This window comes from Micromonospora sp. NPDC048040 (assembly GCF_055587185.1).
Window position 1 is genome coordinate 134,817 of record NZ_JBVJGT010000004.1, and the last position, 17,803, is coordinate 152,619.

Genomic DNA, 17,803 nt, shown 5'->3' on the forward strand with positions numbered 1-17,803 from the left:
GCATGAGTGAGCAGGGCGGCGGGTCCGGCCGGGGCTGGCGCGGGCGGCAGCAGGGCTGGGACCCGATGGGCGAGTTGCAGTCCCTGCGCTCCGAGCTGCGCCGGCTGGTCGGCGGGCGGGCCGGGCCGCCGGACGTCGAGCTGGCCGAGACCGCCGACGGCTGGGAGGTCGTGGTGCGGTTGCCCGGGGTGGCGCCGGAGGAGGTGGCGGTCGAGCTGGACGATCGCGAGCTGTGCGTCCGGGCCCGCTCCGAGGCCGAGGTCAACGCCGACCAGGGCATCCCCGGCGGCTTCGAGACGCGGGGCTTCGAGTACCGGGTCGACCTGCCCGCCCGCGTGGACCCGGACGCCATCGACGCGGTGATGGACCACGGCCTGCTCCGGGTCCGGCTGCCCCGGGCCGCCCGCCCCGTACCCCGCACCATCGCCGTCGGCCGCCCCGGTGCACCCGTGGGCACGCGGACCGTCGTCGACCCGGCCGCCGACCGGGAGATGCACCACCCGGACATCGCCGTCGGCGAGACCGACCGGCCGTAGCGGGGGACCGTGGTCACCCCGGAGGTGCTCGGCCCGGTCGCCGGGCGCGTGCCCGACGTCGAGCGGATCGCCGTGCTGCGCGCCAACGCGCTCGGCGACTTCATCTTCGTCCTGCCGGCGCTGGACGCGCTGCGCGCCGCGTACCCGGAGGCGGAGATCGTGCTGCTCGGCGCGCCGTGGCACGCGAAGCTCTGGCGCGACCGGCCCGGCCCGGTGGACCGGGTCCTGGTGGTGCCGCCCGCGCCCGGGATCCGTCACCCCGAGCCGGACGAGCCGGAGTCGTCGACGGACGACTTCCTCGCCACGGCGCGCAAGGAGCGCTTCGACCTGGCGCTCCAGGTGCACGGCGGGGGCGCCAACTCCAACCCGTTCGTCGGCGCGCTCGGCGCCCGGGTCACCGCCGGGCTGCGCGCCGAGGACGCGCCGCCGCTGGACCGCTGGATCCGGTACGTCTACTACCAGCACGAGGTGGTCCGCTACCTGGAGGTGGCCGCGCTGGTGGGTGCGCCGGCCACCACGGTCGTCCCGACGCTGACCGTCACCGACGCCGATCGGGCCGAAGCGGCCGAGGTGCTCGGCCCGCCGCAGCGGCCCAGGGTCGCGCTGCACCCCGGCGCCACGGACACCCGCCGCCGCTGGCCCGCCGAACGCTTCGCCGGGGTCGCCCGCGACCTGGTCGGCGACGGGTACGAGGTGCTGGTCACCGGCACCCCAGCGGAGCGGGAGGTGGTCGACCGGGTGGTCGCGGCGGCCGGGGTGCCGGTCCGCCCGCAGGTGGGCACGCTCAGCCTCGGCGGGCTGGCCGGCTGCTACGCCGGCTGTGAACTGGTGATCTCCAACGACACCGGGCCGCTGCACCTCGCCGCCGCCGTGGGCACCGCGACCGTCGGCGTCTACTGGGTGGGCAACCTGATCAACGTGGCGAACCTGCTGCGCGGCCGGCACCGGCCCATCGCCTCGTGGACGGTGCTCTGCCCGGTCTGCGGGGTGGACTGCACCCCCGGCATCTACCCGCACCGCCCCGGCGACGGCGAGTGCCCGCACCGGGATTCGTTCGTCACCGACGTGCCGGTGGTGGAGGTGGTGGAGGCGGCCCGCGAGCTGCTGCACCCCGAGCCCGGCGCGCCCTGAGCACGGTGCCCCGAGCCGGCGCGCCCTGAGCACGGCCGCGGGTCGCGGGTTCAGGCCGGCTGGGCCGCGTCCTCCTCGGCGAGCACGACCTCCCACGCCTCCACGTCCCGGTCGGTGACGGTGGTCGGCGACTCCAGGTGGTACGCGCCGCTGGGCAGGACGCCGGCGCCGCCGTGGCGCGCCAACACGGCGAGCTGGGCGGCGACGTCCTCGCCCTGGTGCTTCTCCTGCACCCGCCGCCAGAAGTCGAACCCGCCGGAATCGAGGAGCTTGGCCCGGTCGTAGAGCACGCAGCCGCCGATCCAGGACACCTTGTACGCCCGCCAGGCCCCCGGCGGCAGGTCGAGCTTCCGCGTGACGTGCAGCAGGTTCGCCGCCGAGTGGATCGACGCCCGGTCCCACTCGGGGGTGCCCGGGCGGATCCGTTCCGGCGTGGGCCGCCCGGTCCACTCCTCGTAGCGCCGGTGCGTGTCCGGCCGGACGTCGTCGGCGTACGACAGCCCGTGCACGGCGTTGCCGACGAAGCCGCAGCCCAGCTCCTCGATGGCGGTGACCAGCCGGCCCAGGGTGCCCGGTTCCAGCCAGACGTCGTCGTCGAGGCAGAGCACGTACCGGGCGGCGGAGGCGGCGAGCAGGTAGGCCCGGTGCTCGGCCAGCCCGCGCCGGGGCAGCCGGCGGGTCAGCAGCACCGGGTGTCCCCGGTGGCGCAGCGCCCGGACCATGGTGGCCGACGCCGGGTGCCGGTACGCGGCGTCGCCGTCGGACTGGTCGCTGACCACCACCCCGAAGCCGGGCACGCCCTCCTGGGCGGCCAGCCCGGAGAGCGTGACCGCCAGCTCGGCCGGGCGGTTGCGGGTCGGGATCAGCACGTCGAGCAGCCGCTCGGCGCGGAACCGCTCGGCCGTGCCGAGGTCGAGCGGGCGGCTCACGACGGCTTGCTCGTCAGGGAGGAGTCCCCCTGGGGTTCCTGGCCGTGCGACCGGATCCGGTCGATGATCGCCGAGGTGGACCGGTCCGGCACGTACCCGAGGGTGCGGACCTGCCCGCCGAGCCGGCGGACCAGCGGGCCCTCCGGCACCATCTCCGGCGGGTAGTCGCCGCCCTTGACGTACACGTCGGGGCGGACGGTCTCGATGAGACCTGCCGGGGAGTCCTCCTCGAAGACCACCACGTGGTCGACGCAGGCCAGCGCGGCCAACAGCGCGATCCGGTCCTCGACCGGGTTCACCGGCCGGTCCGGGCCCTTGAGCCGGCGTACGCTGCCGTCGGAGTTGACCGCCACCACCAGCAGGTCGCCGAGCGCCCGGGCCTGTTCCAGGTAGCGCACGTGGCCGCGGTGCAGCACGTCGAAGCAGCCGTTGGTGAAGACGATCGAGCGGCCCGCCCGGCGGTGCTCCGCGACGAGCGCGGCCAGTTCGTCGGCCCCGACCAGCGACCGGTGGCCCGCCCCGTCGACCGGCACGTCCAGGGCCGCGAGCAGGTCCTCCCGGCGGCACACGCAGGTGCCGGTGTCGGAGACGGTGATCGTCGCGGCGAGCTGGGCCAGTTGGGCGGCGGTCGGCAGCGGCGCGTCGGCGGCCAGCGCCAGCGTCATCGCCGCCAGGTACGCGTCCCCCGCGCCGACCGCGTGGCTGGCGGGCACCGGGGTGCTGTGGCTGCGCCGGGGCTCGCCGTCGGCCCCGCCGACCACCGCCCCCTCCGTGTCCAGGGTCACCGCCACCACGTCGGCGCCGGTGTGCGCGCGCAGCTCGGCGAGGCGGGACTCGGCCAGCACCGCCCGGTCGACGCCCTCGCCCGCCGTGGCGTTGACGGTGACGCCGGTGCCGGTCACGGTGAGCCCGTCCCCGGTCATCGCCACCCGGCCCTCGCCGGGCGTCGGCTCGCCGGTCGGCCCGACACCGCCGCGGACGGGGCCCGCCTCGTGCCCGGTCGGTCCCGTTCCGCCGCCGGCCGGGCCGGTCCCGGGCAGGCCGCCGGCGTTCCCGGCCGGGCCGGTCCCGGGCAGGCCGCTGGCGTTCCCGGCCGGGTGGGTCCCGGGCAGGCCGCCGGCGTTCCCGGTCAGGCCCGTCACGTCGGGGTGGCGGATGCCGTGGAGCGGCCCGAGGCCGCCCGGCGCGGCGCCCACCGTGAGTTCGGAGGGGCCGTCGGCCGGATCGCCGTCGGGGTGGTCCAGGTGCAGCTCGGTCGCGTGGGCCGGCCGGGTGCCGGCGGCCCGGGCGAGCAGCCGGGTCGCCTCGGCGAAGCTCGGGGTCACCACGGTCGGGGCGAGGCCACGCCAGTCGGCCAGGTCGTGGGCGTCCAGGGCGACCGTCGCGTACCGCTCCCGCTGGGCGACCAGCCAGGCGCGCACCGGAGCGGGCAGCGCGCCCAGGCCGTAGTCGCAGACCACCAGGGTGGGCGCCTCGCCACCGGCGGCGGCGCGCAGCTCCTCGGTGGCGCAGTCCAGTGCCGTGAGCAGCCGGGCCACCCCGTCGTCGTCGAGCGCGTCGTCCGGGTCGCCGGAGTCCTCGCGCAGCAGGATCTGGTTGCCGGCCAGCATGCGCCGCTTCACCGGCGTCGGGCGGCCGGGCTGGTTGACCGTACGGTCCCAGACGCCGGCCCGGTCCAGACAGTCGTGCAACTCGTCCCCGGCGACGTCCGCGCCGACCGGTGCGACCAGCACCGCCCGGCCCCCGAGCGCCGCGACGTTCACCGCGGTGTTCGCCGCCCCGCCGGCCGCCGAGATCCGCCGGCGCAGGGTGAGGACGGGGGCGGGCGCCTCCCGGCAGAGCCGGTCGGACTCGGCGAACCGCCAGTCGTCGAGCATGGCGTCGCCGATGACCAGGACGGGACGCCCCAGCCAGCCCTCCACCACGGTGGCGAGCCGGCGCTGTTCCGCTGCTGCTGCCATGCCTCCCGGGGTCCCCCTCGGCACCCCCGTCAAACCTGGGCGCACCCTCGGCGCGGGTTTCGGGCACCGGGCCCCGGGAAGGGACGGACGGTACCCCGGAGAGGAGAGGACACCGACATGGCAGCGACGACACTTCAGGGCAGGCGGATCGCGTTCCTGGCCGCCGACGGCGTGGAGGAGGCCGAGTACGTCCAGCCCCGCGAGGCGGTGGAGCGGGCCGGCGCCACGGCGGTGCTGGTCTCGCTCAGGCCCGGCACGATCCGGTCCTTCGACCACCTGGACCAGTCCACCGCGTACGACGTGGACGTGACCGTGGCCGACGCGGACGTGGGCGGCTACGACGCGCTGGTGCTGCCCGGCGGGGTGGCGAACCCGGACTTCCTGCGGACCGACCCGGCCGCGGTGCGCTTCGTCAGGGGGTTCTTCGACGCCGGCAAGCCGGTCGGGGTGATCTGCCACGGCCCGTGGACGCTGATCGAGGCGGACGTGGTGCGGGGCCGCCGGATGACCTCCTGGCCGAGCCTGCGCACCGACCTGACCAACGCGGGCGCGATCTGGGTCGACGAGCAGGTCGTCACGGACGACGGGCTGGTCAGCAGCCGAAAGCCCGGCGACCTGCCGGCTTTCTGCGCGAAGATCGTCGAGGAGTTCGCCGAGGGGCGGCACCCGTCCCGGTGACCCCTCGTCGACCGTGCGGTCGGCGGGCCGACGGCCGGCACCGCCGGCCGACTCGCGGTCGACCCGACCGGCGGCCAGCCGGCACGCATGTTTCGGGTGGGCGGGGAAAGGACCTGGGATGACCACGGAAGCCCCGGTGCTCAACAGGCGGCAGATCCGGCTGCTCATGTTCGGCCTGATGACCGGCATGCTGCTGGCCGCGCTCGACCAGACGATCGTCGGCACCGCCCTGCCGACGATCGTCGGCGAGCTGGGCGGGATCAACCACTACTCGTGGGTGGTCACCGCGTACCTGCTCGCCTCCACGGCCTCGACGCCGCTCTACGGCAAGATGGCCGACCTGTACGGGCGCCGCCCGGTGTTCCTCTTCTCCATCGGCACGTTCCTGCTCGGCTCGCTGCTGGCCGGCCTGTCGCAGGACATGACCCAGCTCATCGTCACCCGCGGGATCCAGGGTCTCGGCGCCGGCGGCCTGATGACGCTGGCGTTCACCATCATCTCGGACGTGGTCACGCCGCGGGAACGCGGTCGCTACCAGGGGCTGTTCGGGGCGGTCTTCGGTCTCTCCTCGGTCGCCGGGCCGCTGGTCGGCGGCTACTTCGCCGAGACCGACTGGCGGTGGATCTTCTACGTCAACGTGCCGCTGGCGATCCTGGCGATCGTGGTCTGCTCCCGGGTGATGCGGCTGATCCCGTTCACCCGGCGCGACCACGCGATCGACTGGCTCGGCGCGGCGCTGCTGGTCGCCGGGGTGAGCTGCCTGCTGCTCGCGCTGAGCTGGGGCGGCAACGAGTACGCCTGGGGCTCCGGCGTGATCATCGGGCTCTTCGTCGCGGGCGCGGTGCTCGGCGTGCTCTTCGTGCTCCAGGAGGCCCGGGTGGCCGAGCCGATCCTGCCGCTGCGGCTGTTCCGCAGCGCCACCTTCGCCCTGGCCAACAGTGCCGGCTTCGTGCTCGGCCTGGTGATGTTCGGGTCGATCATCTTCATCCCGCTCTACCTCCAGATCGTCAAGGGCGCCTCGCCGACCCGCAGCGGCCTGCTGATGCTGCCGATGATGGCCGGCATCATCATCACCTCGGTGCTGACCGGTCGGGCGATGAGTCGGATCGGGCGGTACAAGTGGTTCCCCGTGGCCGGTGCGGCGGTGCTGGTGGTCGGCATGCTGCTGTTCACCCGGCTGGAGGTGGGCACCTCGCTCTGGGTGGCCTTCGGCTTCATGGTGGTGATCGGCGTCGGGCTGGGGCTCTGCATGCAGTCGCTGATCCTGGCCGTGCAGAACGCCGTCTCGATGCGGGACCTGGGCGCCGGCACCTCGTCGGCGACGTTCTTCCGGTCACTGGGCGGGTCGTTCGGCGTCGCCATCCTCGGTGCGGTGCTGTCGTCGCGGCTCACGTCCGAGCTGGCCGGCCGGCTGCCGGGGGCGATCGCCCAGTTGCCGCCGCAGCAGCAGGCCGCGGTGGCGGCGAGCGGCGGAGCGGACGTCTCGGTCAACGACCCGGCCACCATCCTGGCCCTGCCCGCCCCCGTCCGCGCGGCCGTCCAGGTGTCGTTCGTCGAGTCGCTGCACCTGGTCTTCCTGACCACCGGGCTGATCGCGATCGTGGCGGTGCTGGTCACCCTCGCGCTGCCGAACGAGAAGCTGCGCGGGGCGGGCCCCGGCGGCGCCACGGGCGGCACGGACGGCCTCGGCGGCGAGGCCCCGGCGCCGGGCGGCAAGCCGCTGTCCCGGGAGTCGAAGGAGGAGGCCGCCGCCGAGATGGAGGCGAAGAGCCAGACGTTGCTGTGACCCTCGGCGGTCACCCCGGGCGCGATCGGCGTCCGGGGTGCGCCCCGGCCCGGGTCACTTGAGGATCAGCCGGTTGGTCTGCTCGAAGACGTCGAGGTCGGCGAGGGTCTCGGGGACGCTCGTGGAGAGTGGGGCCGGGAACTGCTCCCGGTGGAAGAAGCCGGCGTCGACGGTCTCGTCGGTGACCCGGGCCAGGTTGCCGTCCCACTCCTCGACACGGAACGCGGTCGTGAAGATCTGGTACGTGTGGCCGTACATGTTGGTGTGGGTGCGGTCCGGGCCGGTGTAGAGGGCGAAGGCGCTGACCCGCAGGGCGCGCAGGCCGGTCTCCTCGCGCACCTCGCGGACGGCGCAGTCGGCGATCGACTCGCCCAGTTCCATCGCCCCGGCCGGCAGGGCCCACTGGTGGTTGTCGGAGCGCTGGATCAGCAGGACGCGCCCGGCGTTGTCGCGGACCACGGCGCGGGCCCCGACGAACATCAGCGTCCGGTCACCGGCCAGGGCGCGCAACTGGCCCACGTACGAATCGGCCCAGGAGATGCTCACCCGGACAATTTACGGGGCCGGCCGGGGGCGGACGGGGTTTCCAGGGTTCCCAAGGTGTGACCGGCGACACTAATTTGTTACCCATGCGTAGCACGATGATGGACGCCCCCCTCCAGGTCGCGCGGATCCTCACCCACGGTTCGACCGTGCACGGCACGGCCGAGGTCGTCACATGGACCGGCGGCGAACCGCGCCGCATGTCGTACGCCGAGGTCGGGCGGACGGCCGCCCGGCTGGCCCACGCGCTGCGCGACGAGTGCGGGGTCACCGGCGACGAGCGGGTCGCCACCTTCATGTGGAACAACAACGAGCACCTCGTGGCCTACTTCGCGGTGCCGAGCATGGGCGCCGTGCTGCACACCCTCAACATCCGGCTCTTCCCGGAGCAGGTCGCCTACATCGCCAACCACGCCGAGGACCGGGTGGTGCTGGTCGACTCGACGCTCATCCCGCTGCTCGCCCGGGTGATCGGCGAGATGACCACGGTGCGGCACGTGGTCGTGGTCGGCGGCGGGGACCCGGCCCCGCTGGTGGCGGCGGCCGGCGACCGGATCGCCGTACACCACTGGGACGCGCTGCTGGCCGATCGGCCCGACGTCTACGACTGGCCGGAGGTGGACGAGCGCGCCGCCGCCGCCCTCTGCTACACCTCCGGGACCACCGGACACCCCAAGGGCGTCGCCTACTCGCACCGGTCGATATACCTGCACTCCCTCCAGGTCTGCATGCCGGAGTCGTTCGGCCTCGGCCCGACCACCCGCGAGCTGGTCATCGTGCCGATGTTCCACGCGATGGCCTGGGGTCTGCCCTACGCGGCGTTCATCTCCGGCGCGTCGGTGATCATGCCGGACCGGTTCCTCCAGGCCGCGCCGATCGCCGACATGATCGCCGCCGAGCGGCCCACCCTGGCCGGGGCTGTGCCGACCATCTGGAACGACCTGCTGGCCCACCTAGACGGCCACGAGGTGGACACCTCCTCGCTGCAGGAGGTGATCGTCGGCGGGTCGGCCTGCCCGCCGGCGCTGATGCACGCGTTCGGCGAGCGGCACGGCATCGACATCGTGCACGCCTGGGGGATGACCGAGATGTCGCCGCTCGGCTCGGTGGCCCGCCCGCCGGCCGGGGCGACCGGCGACGACGCCTGGCGCTACCGCTACACCCAGGGCCGGGTGCCGGCCGGGGTCGAGGCCCGGATCGTCGGCCCGCTGGGCGAGCCGATGCCCGCCGACGGCACGTCCGTGGGCGAGCTGGAGGTCCGGGGGCCCTGGGTGACCGCCCGCTACCTCGGCGACGACGCCCCGGACGAGGAGAAGTTCCGCGACGGCTGGCTGCGCACCGGCGACGTCGGCACCCTCTCGCCGGACGGCTACATCACCCTCACCGACCGGTCCAAGGACGTGATCAAGTCCGGCGGCGAGTGGATCTCCTCGGTCGAGCTGGAGAACGCGCTGATGGCCCACCCGGCCGTGCTGGAGGCCTGCGTGGTCGGGGTGCCCGACGAGCGCTGGGGGGAGCGGCCCCTGGCCACCGTCGTCCTTCGCGAGGGCGCGTCGGCCGACCCGGCGGAGCTGCGGGAGTTCCTGGCCGGGTCGGTGGCCCGCTGGCAGTTGCCGGAGCGCTGGGCGGTCATCGACGCGGTGCCGAAGACCAGCGTCGGCAAGTTCGACAAGAAGGTGGTGCGCTCGAGGTACGCCGAGGGCGAGCTGAGTGTCCGGGAGCTGGCGGCCCCGTAACGTTTTCAGGCGCACCGTCGCCTGTTGGGGTAAGGGACGCACTCCTGAGACATCCCTCCCCAGGGGCGGCCCCGGCGTTCGCACCGCGCCGGGGCCGCCCGTTCCTTTGCGGGGCGACCCGCACCACCATTGTTGCGAAAGTTGTTCGCCTCTGTCCCGATGACGGGGAAATCAGCCCGGATCAGAGGGGTTTGGGGCGGCGGGTCCCGGCCGGCTGGCGGGCGCTGAGCCGTCTCCCGGTGGGCGCTCAGCCGTCTCCCGGCGGGGCCGTCACCCCGCGGCGCTGGTGCTGATGAGCACCTTCCCGACCACCGAGTTCTCCACCGCCCGGTGCGCGGCGGCGGTCGCCGAGAGCGAGTGGTGGTGCAGCGGCAGGCCCGCGTCCTCGCCCACCCGGATGCCGCCCTGCGCCGCCGCGGCGGCCACGTCCACCACCGCCTGGGCCTTGGCCGCCTTCGGCTCCGTGTAGACGAGCACGAACTGCCAGCGCGCGTTCGGCACCATCGACGACCGGATCGGCAGGGTCACCTCGTCCCCGCCGTCGTCGGCGTAGACGCACACCGCGCCGCCGCGCCCGAGCAGTTGCACGTCGGTCGCGGCGTTGCGCGCCGGGGAGACCTCGACGATCGTGTGCACCCCGTCGGGTGCGATCTTGCGGACCTCCTCGACCACGTCCTGCTCCCGGTAGTTGACCACGAAGGACGCGCCGGCCGCCGCCGCGAGCTGCGCCTTCTCGGGGCTGCTGACCGTGGCGACCACGCAGGCGTCCGCCCACCGCGCGAGCTGGATGGCCGCGTTGCCCACCGCCCCCGCCCCGCCCTGCACGAGCACCGTGTGGTCGCTGAGCGACCCGGCGTGCAGCCTGTCCGGCGTGTACTCCCCGGCCGTCAGGCACCGGTGCGCGGTGAGGAAGGGGATGCCCAGGCAGGCCCCCACGTCGAAGGAGGCGTCGCCGAGGGGCACCGCCTGCCGGACCGGCACCACCGTGTACTCGGCCGCGGTGCCCCACGGGCGCTGCCAGGCGGCCTCCCACAGCCAGACCCGCTCGCCGGCCAACTCCCGGTCGACACCCTGGCCGACCGACTCGATCACCCCCGCGCCGTCCTGCCCCGGCGTCTGCCAGCCGTCCGGCAGCGGCCCCTGCCGGCGCGACTTCCAGTCCGTCGGGTTCACCCCGGAGACCGCCACCCGCACCAGGACCTCGCCGGGACCCGGCTCCGGCACCGGCCGGTCGACCAGTTGCAGCACCGAGGCGTCGCCGGTGCGCTCGTACACGATCGCCTTCATCCCCGTCTCCTCACCCGGCGGCCCCGGCGCGGGGCGCCGTCGGCTGCCGTACCCGGCGGACCCGCGCTCATGCCGATCCCGGCAGGGCCGGAAACCGTGCAACCGGGTGACCGGCGGGAGGGAGTGGTCATGCGGGACGGGGTGGGGGCCGACGCCGAACCGGCCGGCGCCGGGGAGTCGCGGGGCCGCTCGGCGACGCGCGCCGAGGTCGAGCCCGAGTCGGGCGGGTCTGACGGGCCCGGCGTGGCTACGCTGACCGGGTGGCGACCAGGCGGGTGCCGGAGCGGCTGCGCTGGGCCGTGGACCGGCTCGACCTGCGCGCCGGCCACCGGGTGCTGGAGATCGGCTGCGGCAACGGCGTGGCCGTCGCGCTCATCTGCGCGGTGCCGGAGGTCGCCCGGGTCGTCGCGGTCGACCGGTCCGCCACCGCGCTGCGGGCCGCCACCCAGCGCAACGCCGCGCAGGTCGCCGCCGGTCGGGCCGTCTTCCGGCACGCCGACCTGTCCACCCTGGACTCCCCCGGGGAGCGCTACGACCGGATCCTCGCCGTCAACGTCAACCTGTTCTGGACCCGGCCGCCCACGGCCGAGTTCCGCCGCCTCGCCGGCCTGCTGGCCCCCGACGGCGTGCTGCACCTGGTCTACGAGCCGCCGCACCCCGCCCGGCTGGCCCCGCTCGTCGACCGGCTCACCGACCGGGTGGGCGCCGCGGGCTGGACCGTCGCGGAGATCGCCCGGGTCGACCGGCCGACGCCGCTGCTGGACGTGGTCGTCCGTCCGGCCTGAGCCGCTACCCGAGCCGGTCCACCGTGGCGGGGGTCAGCTCGTCCACCGCGCCCAGCACCACCGCCGCGAGCCGCTCGGCGTCCGGGTCCAGCGGGTACGACCCGTGCGGCACCGCCACCACCGTCATCCCGGCGGCGGCGGCCGACCGGACGCCGTTGGACGAGTCCTCCACGGCGACGCAGCGGGCCGGGTCGACGCCCAGCCGTCCGGCGACCGCCAGGTAGACGTCCGGCGCCGGCTTGCCCCGCTCGGTCTCCTCGGTCGACAGCGTCGCGCCGAACGCGTCGGTCAGGCCCGTCGCGGCCAGCGCCGCCGCGATCAGCCGGGTCGGCGAGGAACTGGCGAGCCCCAGCGGCCACCGCCCGGCCAGCCGACGCACGACCTCGTCGGCCCCGTCGATCAGCGGTACGTGCGCCGCGTACCGCCGGATCATCTCCTCGACCACCTCGGTGGCGACCTGCTCGGCGCTCCGGTCGACGCCCAGCTCCCCGCTGAGGTACCGGGCCCACTCGCCGGTGCTCATGCCCATCAGCCGGCGCTGCGTGTCGGCCTGCCAGGTCCCGCCGTGCGCCGCCACGTACGCCCGTCGCACCTCCTCCCAGACCGGCTCCGAATCCACGATCACGCCGTCCAGGTCGAAGATCACCGCATCCGCCACGGCCCCATCCTGCCCCATCGGGCGCCGACCCGCGCCGTCCCGGACGGGCGACGACCGGGCCGACTCGCCGGGCGATGACCCGTGCCGTTCCCGGGCGGGCGATGACCCGTGCCGTCCCGGACGGGCGGCGGTCAGCTCTGCGGGGTGGGCAGGCCGATCGGGTTCTCCTCCGGGATGACGAAGTGGGCGGCGCGGGCGATCGGTTCGAGCAGGTCCAGGAGCCGGTCGGCGCGCTCGGGGCCCAGCGCCCGCCACGGTCGCGCGGCGGCGGCGTCGGTGGCGTCCTCGATCGCCTGGAACCGGGCGCGGCCCTGCGTGGTCGCCTCGCCCTCGGCGGTGAGCCAGCCGCGCTCGGCCAGCCGGGCACGGGCGGCGGTCCACTGCTCCTCGGCCCAGCCCCGCCCGGCCAGGTACTGCGGGGACAGGCCGACCGCGACCCGCCAGGCCAGCGTCTCCACCGGGTCGAGGTCGGCCGCGACCAGCGCCCCGACGTGCCCGTCGCCCCGGTGCTCCCGCAGCGTCGTGGCGGCCTGCCACAGCCGGGCCAGCGGGTATTCGCCGCGCGGCAGGGCGGCGTTGGCCGCGCCGAGCACCCGGCCGGCGGGCTCCACCTCGGCGGCGGCCGCCTCCAGCAGCTCGGCCGCCTCGACCAGGTGCGACTCGGGCAGCTCGTAGGTCAGCTCGGCCAGCGCCTGCACCGCGCCGGTGAGCCGGGCGCGCAGCGCCTCCGGCGGGGTGGCGAGTCGCCAGACTGCCGGCAGCGCCCGCGCCACGGTGTGCGGGGCGAAGTTGAAGAACGACCCGACCACCGGCGCGGCGTCGACGGGCCCGAGCGGCGCCGCCCGGCCGGCGAAGTAGCCGCGCCAGAAGCCGCGCAGCCCGACCGCCTCGAAGGCGGCCCGGGCACGGGGATGGAAGTAGGTGACCGCGTGGACCGGCTCGAAGTGCGTCCACATCACCCGGGCGGTCCGCCCCGCGTCGTCCAGCGCCGTCACGTGCACCTCCGCGTCGGGTCCGGTGGTCACCCCGGACGGCGGGCGCCCGGGGTGACGCTGAACCTACTGCCGCTGGCTGAAGGGCCGGAAGCCCTCTGTGGGCTACTGCATCACACCGGGGCGACAACCCGGGCGAACCGGGCCGGCCACCGGGTCACTGGGCCGCGAGCACGTCCACGACGAAGCGCAGCGGGCCGGTCGGCCGCCCGCTGGAGGCGTCGTTGCCGTACGCCAGCTCGGCCGGGATGTCGAGCTGCACGCGGCTGCCGACGGTCACCCCGACCAGGCCCTGGTCCCAGCCGGGGATGACCTGGCCGACGCCGATCGCGAAGGAGGCCGGCTGGCCGGCGTTCCACGACGAGTCGAACTCCTTGCCGTCCTTGTAGAACACGCCCACGTAGTTCGTGGTGATCGTCTGGCCCTTCTGCACCGCCGGGCCGGTGCCCTTGATCAGCGGGGTCACGGTGAGCTTCTTCAGCTCGCCCTTGCCGGCGGCGACCGTCGGCTTGGTGCCCAGGGCCGGGTCCGCACCCGCCGGGAGCTGCGGGGCGGGGGGCGCGTCGGCCGCCGGGGCGGTGGCGGACGCCGACGGGGTGCCCGCTGCCTGCTCCTTCGAGTCGTCGTCGTTCTGCCCGATCGTCACGAAGACGGTGATCAGCACCGCGACCACGGCGACGCCGGCGAGCCCGCCGGCCCACGCCTGCCGGCGACGCTTCGCCTCGGCCGCCTTCTGCGCCGCCAACTGGGCGGCCAGCCGCCGCTCCGACTTCTGGGCTCGGTTCTGCGTACGCTCGCTCACGGCGTCGACTCCCTGCTGCGAAGGTGTGGCCGGCATCGGAGTGCCGGGGGGAAAGCCGACGCACACGGTACCCGCCCCGACGCCTACCGTGCCGCCTCGGCCGTCCCGCTTCCACCACGCGGGCCACCCCCGCCCCACCAGCACCGGCAGGAACGCCCGGGGCAGGGCGGCGGCCGGCGGGCCGCCGCCCACGGGCTCAGCCGGCCAGGTGCCGGGCCAGGGACTGCCGCAGGTGGTGCTTCGGCCGCGCCCCGACGATCGAGCCGACCACCTCGCCCCGGTGGAAGACCAGGAGGGTGGGCAGGGACAGCACGCCGTACGTGCGCGTGGTGTCCGGGTTGGCGTCGGTGTCGGTAGTGGCGAAGACCAGCTGCCCGGCGAACTCCCCGGCCAGCTCGGCGAGGCTGCGGGAGATCGCCCGGCACGGCGGGCACCAGTCCGCCCAGAAGTCGACCACCACCGGCCGGTCGGCGGCGAGCACCACGGCGGCGAAGGTGTCGTCGGTGACGGCGGTCAGCGAGCCGTGCGGCGCAGTCTGGAGCATGTTTCCTCCCGGTGGGCGATGGCGTGGGCGAGCTGGTCCCGCAGCTCCTGCCGGACCGCGTGCAGTCGGTCGATGCCGGCGTCCACCTCGGCCAGCTTCCGCCGCAGCACGGCGACGGAGTCCGGGCAGACGTGGCCGGAGGCGTTGCCGGCTCGGAGGCAGGCGACGAACGGGCGGATGTCGTCGAGCCCGAAGCCCACCGCGAGCAGGGCCCGGATCTCGCGTACGACGTGCAGCTCCGCCTCGTCGTAGACCCGGTAGCCGTTGGCCGAGCGGGCCGCCCGGACCAGGCCGTGCGTCTCGTAGTAGCGCAGGGCCCGGGTGCTCGTGCCGGCGCGTTCCGCCAGCTCACCGATCAGCATCCGACCTCCCTCGTCCGACGCGACCGACGCTAGACCTTGCCACCGGCGTCAAGGCAACCCGCGCGGTGCGCCGGGCAGGCGTCGCCGGCCGGGGGACGCGGGCCGGCGCGGGTCAGGCGGTCTTGCGGGCCGCCTTCTTCGGGGCCGCCTTCTTCGCCGCGGGCTTCTTCTCGCCCTCGGCGGCCTTCTTCGGGGCTGCCTTCTTCGCGGCCGTCTTCTTGGGCGCCGCCTTCTTCTCGGCGGCCTTCTTGGCCGGCGCCTTGGCCGCCTTCTTCTCGGCCGCCTTCTTCTGGGCGGAACGGGCCGCCGAGATCGGGGTCGGCTCGCCGCCACCGCCGGCCGGCGCCTCGCCCCGGGCGGCCTTGGCCCGCTCCACGGACGCCTTCAGCGCCGCCATCAGGTCCACCGCCGCCGCCGGGGCCTCCTCGACCTCCTCCGGCTGGACCACCTCGCGGCCCTCCACCTTCGCGTCGATGACCTCCTGGAGGGCCGCCCGGTAGTCGTCGGTGAACGCGTCCGGCTCGAACTCGCCGGCCATCGAGTCGATCAGCGAGCTGGCCATGGCCAGCTCCGGCGGGCGGACCTTCAGGTCCTCGTCCAGGAAGCCGAAGTCGGGGCTACGGATCTCGTCCGGCCAGAGCATCGTGTTGAGCAGCAGCACGCCCTCCCGGACCCGCAGCGTGGCGAGCTGTTCCCGCTGGCGCAGGGCCACCTTGACGATCGCCACCCGCTCCGAGTCGGCGAGCGCGTCGCGTAGCAGCACGTACGGCTTGGTGGCGGTGCCCTCCGGCTCCAGGAAGTACGCCTTGTTGTAGAGGATCGGGTCGACCTGCTCGGCGGGGACGAACTCCAGCACGTCGATCGCGTGCGAGGTGGACAGCGGCAGGTCGGCGAAGTCCTCGTCGGTCAGGATCACCATCTCGCCGCCGCCGATGTCGTAGCCCTTGGCGATGTCGTCGTAGGTGACCTCCTCGCCGCAGACCTGGCAGGTGCGCTTGTAACGGATCCGGCCGCCGTCGTCCCGGTGCACCTGGTGGAAGCGGATGTCCTTCTCCTCGGTGGCCGAGTAGACCCGCACCCCGATCGAGACCAGCCCGAACGAGACCGCTCCCTTCCAGATGGCCCGCATCCCGTGCTCCTCTCGCCGGTACTGCCCAGGATCCCAAAAGATCGAAGGCCACGCGAGCGCTTCCGTGGGCAAGTACAGTCGTGAGGTGCCCGGCGCGCCGCTCAAGCCGATGCTCGCGATGACCGGGCAGCTCCCGGCGGGTGCCGGCTGGGCGTACGAGTTCAAGTGGGACGGCGTCCGCGCGCTCGCCGACATCTCCGGCGGCCGGCAGCACCTGTACGCCCGCTCCGGCGTCGAGATCACCGTCGCGTACCCCGAGCTGGCCACCCTCCAGAAGCAGGTGGGCGACGCGCTGCTCGACGGCGAGGTGGTGCTGCTCGGCGAGCACGGCCAGCCCTCGTTCACCGCCCTGGCGGAGCGGATGCACGTCCGCGACCGGAACAAGGCCGCCCGGCTGGCGGCGACCATCCCGGTGACGTACATGATCTTCGACCTGCTCCGGCTCGACGGCGAGGACCTGACCGGCCGGTCGTACGCCCGCCGGCGGGAGGCCCTGGACGGGCTCGCGCTCGGCGGCGCCCGGTGGGCGGTGTCGCCGGTCTTCCCGGACGGCCTGGCCACCTACGAGGCGGCGGGCGAGCACGGCCTGGAGGGGGTGATGGCCAAGCGGGTCGACTCGGTCTACCGCCCGGGGGTGCGCTCGCCGGACTGGGTGAAGGTCAAGCTGGAGGTGACCGGCGACTTCGTGGTCGGCGGCTGGCGGCCCGGGGCGCGGAAGATCGGCGGCCTGCTGGTCGGGGTGCCGCGCCCGGACGGGCGGCTCACCTACCGGGGGCGGGTCGGTGGCGGCATCGGCGCGGCCATCGAGCGGGAACTGCTCCGCGAGCTGGAGCCGCTGCGCACCGGCGGTTCGCCGTTCGCCGACGCCCTGCCGCGCGAGGATGCGCGGGGCGCGATCTGGGTAACCCCGAGGGTCGTGGTGGAGGTGAAGTACGGCCAGCGCACCCCGGACGGGCGGTTGCGGTTCCCCCGGGTGCTCCGGCTGCGACCGGACAAGCCCGCCGAGGAGGTCGACGATGCCGGGTGAGCGGTTGAAGGTGGACGTCGAGGGGCGTTCGCTGGAGGTGTCCAACCTGGACAAGGTGCTCTATCCCGACGCGGGGTTCACCAAGGGCGAGGTGATCGACTACTACACCCGCATCGCCCCGGTGCTCCTGCCGCACCTGCAAGGCCGGGCGCTGACCCGGATCCGCTTCCCCAACGGGGTCACCGGCGGCTCGTTCTTCGAGAAGAACGCCCCGGCCGCCACCCCCGGCTGGGTACGCACCGAGACGCTGCCCGCGCCCGGGTCGAGCAAGGGCCGGGAAACCATCGACTACGTGGTCGCCGACGACCTGCCCACCCTGGTCTGGCTGGCCAACCTCGCCGCGCTGGAGCTGCACACCCCACAGTGGAAGATCGGCGAGCACCCGGACATGATGGTCGTCGACCTGGATCCGGGGCCGCCGGCGGCGCTGCGCCAGTGCTGCCAGGTGGCGTTGCTGATGCGGGACCGGCTCGCCGAGGACGGCATCGACAGCTACCCGAAGACGTCCGGGAAGAAGGGCATGCAGCTCTGCTGCCCGATCGCCGGCACGCAGGACGCCGAGGACGTGTCGGCCTACGCCAAACGGATCGCCCAGGAACTGGAACGGGCGCACCCGAAACTGGTCGTGTCGAAGATGGCGAAGAACCTGCGGCCCGGCAAGGTCTTCATCGACTGGAGCCAGAACAACGCGGCCAAGACGACCGTGTCGCCGTACTCGCTGCGGGCCCAGTCGGTGCCGTCCGTGTCCACCCCGCTGACGTGGGACGAGGTCGCGGCGGGCGCGGCCGGGAAACGGCCGGCCACCAAGCCGTACGTGGCGAGCGAGGTGCTCAAGCGGGTGGAGAAGGACGGAGACCTGCTCGCCCCGCTGCTCGACGGTGGCCCCGAGCTGCCGGTGTGACGGTCAGCGGGTCCCG

At 74.6% G+C, this 17,803-nt stretch carries 18 protein-coding genes; 8 read left to right on the forward strand and 10 right to left on the reverse strand.

The annotated features are described in order from the left end of the window. The first annotated feature begins 2 nt into the window (after positions 1 to 2). Complete coding sequence (locus tag ACZ6O2_RS07220) at positions 3 to 536, forward strand: Hsp20/alpha crystallin family protein (protein ID WP_466022294.1); 534 nt, start codon at positions 3 to 5, stop codon at positions 534 to 536. A 9-nt stretch (positions 537 to 545) separates the two neighbouring features. Then, positions 546 to 1,667, forward strand: a complete 1,122-nt coding sequence (locus ACZ6O2_RS07225; RefSeq protein WP_466022295.1) for a glycosyltransferase family 9 protein — start codon at positions 546 to 548, stop codon at positions 1,665 to 1,667. Positions 1,668 to 1,717: 50 nt separating this feature from the next. Here the strand turns inward: ACZ6O2_RS07225 and ACZ6O2_RS07230 are convergent, their stop codons facing one another. After that, positions 1,718 to 2,596 carry a glycosyltransferase family 2 protein gene (locus ACZ6O2_RS07230; protein ID WP_466022296.1) on the reverse strand — a complete coding sequence of 293 codons (879 nt, stop codon included), beginning with the start codon at positions 2,594 to 2,596 and terminating at the stop codon, positions 1,718 to 1,720. Then, positions 2,593 to 4,557 (reverse strand): D-glycero-beta-D-manno-heptose 1-phosphate adenylyltransferase, encoded by a 1,965-nt coding sequence (gene rfaE2 / locus ACZ6O2_RS07235; protein ID WP_466022297.1) that lies wholly within the window; start codon positions 4,555 to 4,557, stop codon positions 2,593 to 2,595. Before rfaE2 ends, ACZ6O2_RS07230 begins: the two co-directional genes overlap by 4 nt. A 117-nt stretch (positions 4,558 to 4,674) precedes the next feature. Between rfaE2 and ACZ6O2_RS07240 the strand changes: the two genes are divergently transcribed. After that, entirely contained in the window at positions 4,675 to 5,235 is a 561-nt protein-coding gene (locus ACZ6O2_RS07240; RefSeq protein ID WP_466022298.1) for a type 1 glutamine amidotransferase domain-containing protein, read from the forward strand. Positions 5,236 to 5,353: 118 nt separating this feature from the next. Next, entirely contained in the window at positions 5,354 to 7,021 is a 1,668-nt protein-coding gene (locus ACZ6O2_RS07245) for an MDR family MFS transporter (protein ID WP_466022299.1), read from the forward strand. A gap of 54 nt (positions 7,022 to 7,075) precedes the next feature. On the opposite strand, the gene ACZ6O2_RS07250 is transcribed toward ACZ6O2_RS07245, so the two are convergent. Beyond that, positions 7,076 to 7,567 (reverse strand): NUDIX domain-containing protein, encoded by a 492-nt coding sequence (locus ACZ6O2_RS07250; RefSeq protein WP_350701761.1) that lies wholly within the window; start codon positions 7,565 to 7,567, stop codon positions 7,076 to 7,078. Positions 7,568 to 7,650: 83 nt separating this feature from the next. On the opposite strand from ACZ6O2_RS07250, the gene ACZ6O2_RS07255 reads away from it, so the two are divergent. Next, a complete protein-coding gene (locus ACZ6O2_RS07255) occupies positions 7,651 to 9,300 on the forward strand; it encodes a fatty acid--CoA ligase (protein ID WP_466022300.1) in 1,650 nt (549 codons plus the stop codon). 270 nt (positions 9,301 to 9,570) lie between these two features. Here the strand turns inward: ACZ6O2_RS07255 and ACZ6O2_RS07260 are convergent, their stop codons facing one another. Continuing rightward, positions 9,571 to 10,587, reverse strand: a complete 1,017-nt coding sequence (locus ACZ6O2_RS07260; RefSeq protein WP_350701758.1) for an NADPH:quinone reductase — start codon at positions 10,585 to 10,587, stop codon at positions 9,571 to 9,573. Between the two features lie 260 nt (positions 10,588 to 10,847). On the opposite strand from ACZ6O2_RS07260, the gene ACZ6O2_RS07265 reads away from it, so the two are divergent. Beyond that, the gene (locus tag ACZ6O2_RS07265; RefSeq protein ID WP_350701757.1) at positions 10,848 to 11,372 is read left to right on the forward strand and encodes an SAM-dependent methyltransferase; all 525 of its coding nucleotides are present in this window, start codon (positions 10,848 to 10,850) and stop codon (positions 11,370 to 11,372) included. 4 nt (positions 11,373 to 11,376) lie between these two features. On the opposite strand, the gene ACZ6O2_RS07270 is transcribed toward ACZ6O2_RS07265, so the two are convergent. From ACZ6O2_RS07270 to ku, 6 genes are all read right to left on the reverse strand, one after another. Then, a complete protein-coding gene (locus ACZ6O2_RS07270; protein ID WP_350701755.1) occupies positions 11,377 to 12,048 on the reverse strand; it encodes an HAD family hydrolase in 672 nt (223 codons plus the stop codon). A gap of 113 nt (positions 12,049 to 12,161) precedes the next feature. Continuing rightward, on the reverse strand, positions 12,162 to 12,986 hold the full coding sequence (locus ACZ6O2_RS07275) for an SCO6745 family protein (RefSeq protein ID WP_466022382.1): 825 nt from the start codon (positions 12,984 to 12,986) through the stop codon (positions 12,162 to 12,164). 193 nt (positions 12,987 to 13,179) lie between these two features. Continuing rightward, positions 13,180 to 13,860, reverse strand: coding sequence for an FKBP-type peptidyl-prolyl cis-trans isomerase (locus ACZ6O2_RS07280; protein WP_350701753.1), 681 nt, complete (start codon positions 13,858 to 13,860; stop codon positions 13,180 to 13,182). 160 nt (positions 13,861 to 14,020) lie between these two features. Continuing rightward, positions 14,021 to 14,368 (reverse strand): thioredoxin, encoded by a 348-nt coding sequence (gene trxA, locus ACZ6O2_RS07285; protein WP_466022301.1) that lies wholly within the window; start codon positions 14,366 to 14,368, stop codon positions 14,021 to 14,023. After that, a complete protein-coding gene (locus ACZ6O2_RS07290) occupies positions 14,338 to 14,730 on the reverse strand; it encodes a MerR family transcriptional regulator (protein WP_350701749.1) in 393 nt (130 codons plus the stop codon). Before ACZ6O2_RS07290 ends, trxA begins: the two co-directional genes overlap by 31 nt. A 112-nt stretch (positions 14,731 to 14,842) precedes the next feature. After that, complete coding sequence (gene ku / locus ACZ6O2_RS07295; protein ID WP_357452849.1) at positions 14,843 to 15,859, reverse strand: non-homologous end joining protein Ku; 1,017 nt, start codon at positions 15,857 to 15,859, stop codon at positions 14,843 to 14,845. Between the two features lie 85 nt (positions 15,860 to 15,944). Between ku and ligD (ACZ6O2_RS07300) the strand changes: the two genes are divergently transcribed. Together ligD (ACZ6O2_RS07300) and ligD (ACZ6O2_RS07305) are read left to right on the forward strand one after the other, a co-directional pair. After that, positions 15,945 to 16,886 carry a non-homologous end-joining DNA ligase gene (gene ligD, locus ACZ6O2_RS07300; protein ID WP_466022302.1) on the forward strand — a complete coding sequence of 314 codons (942 nt, stop codon included), beginning with the start codon at positions 15,945 to 15,947 and terminating at the stop codon, positions 16,884 to 16,886. Continuing rightward, positions 16,876 to 17,787: a non-homologous end-joining DNA ligase gene (gene ligD / locus ACZ6O2_RS07305; protein ID WP_466022303.1), complete on the forward strand. Its 912-nt coding sequence runs from the start codon at positions 16,876 to 16,878 to the stop codon at positions 17,785 to 17,787. Before ligD (ACZ6O2_RS07300) ends, ligD (ACZ6O2_RS07305) begins: the two co-directional genes overlap by 11 nt. The last annotated feature ends 16 nt before the right edge of the window (positions 17,788 to 17,803 follow it).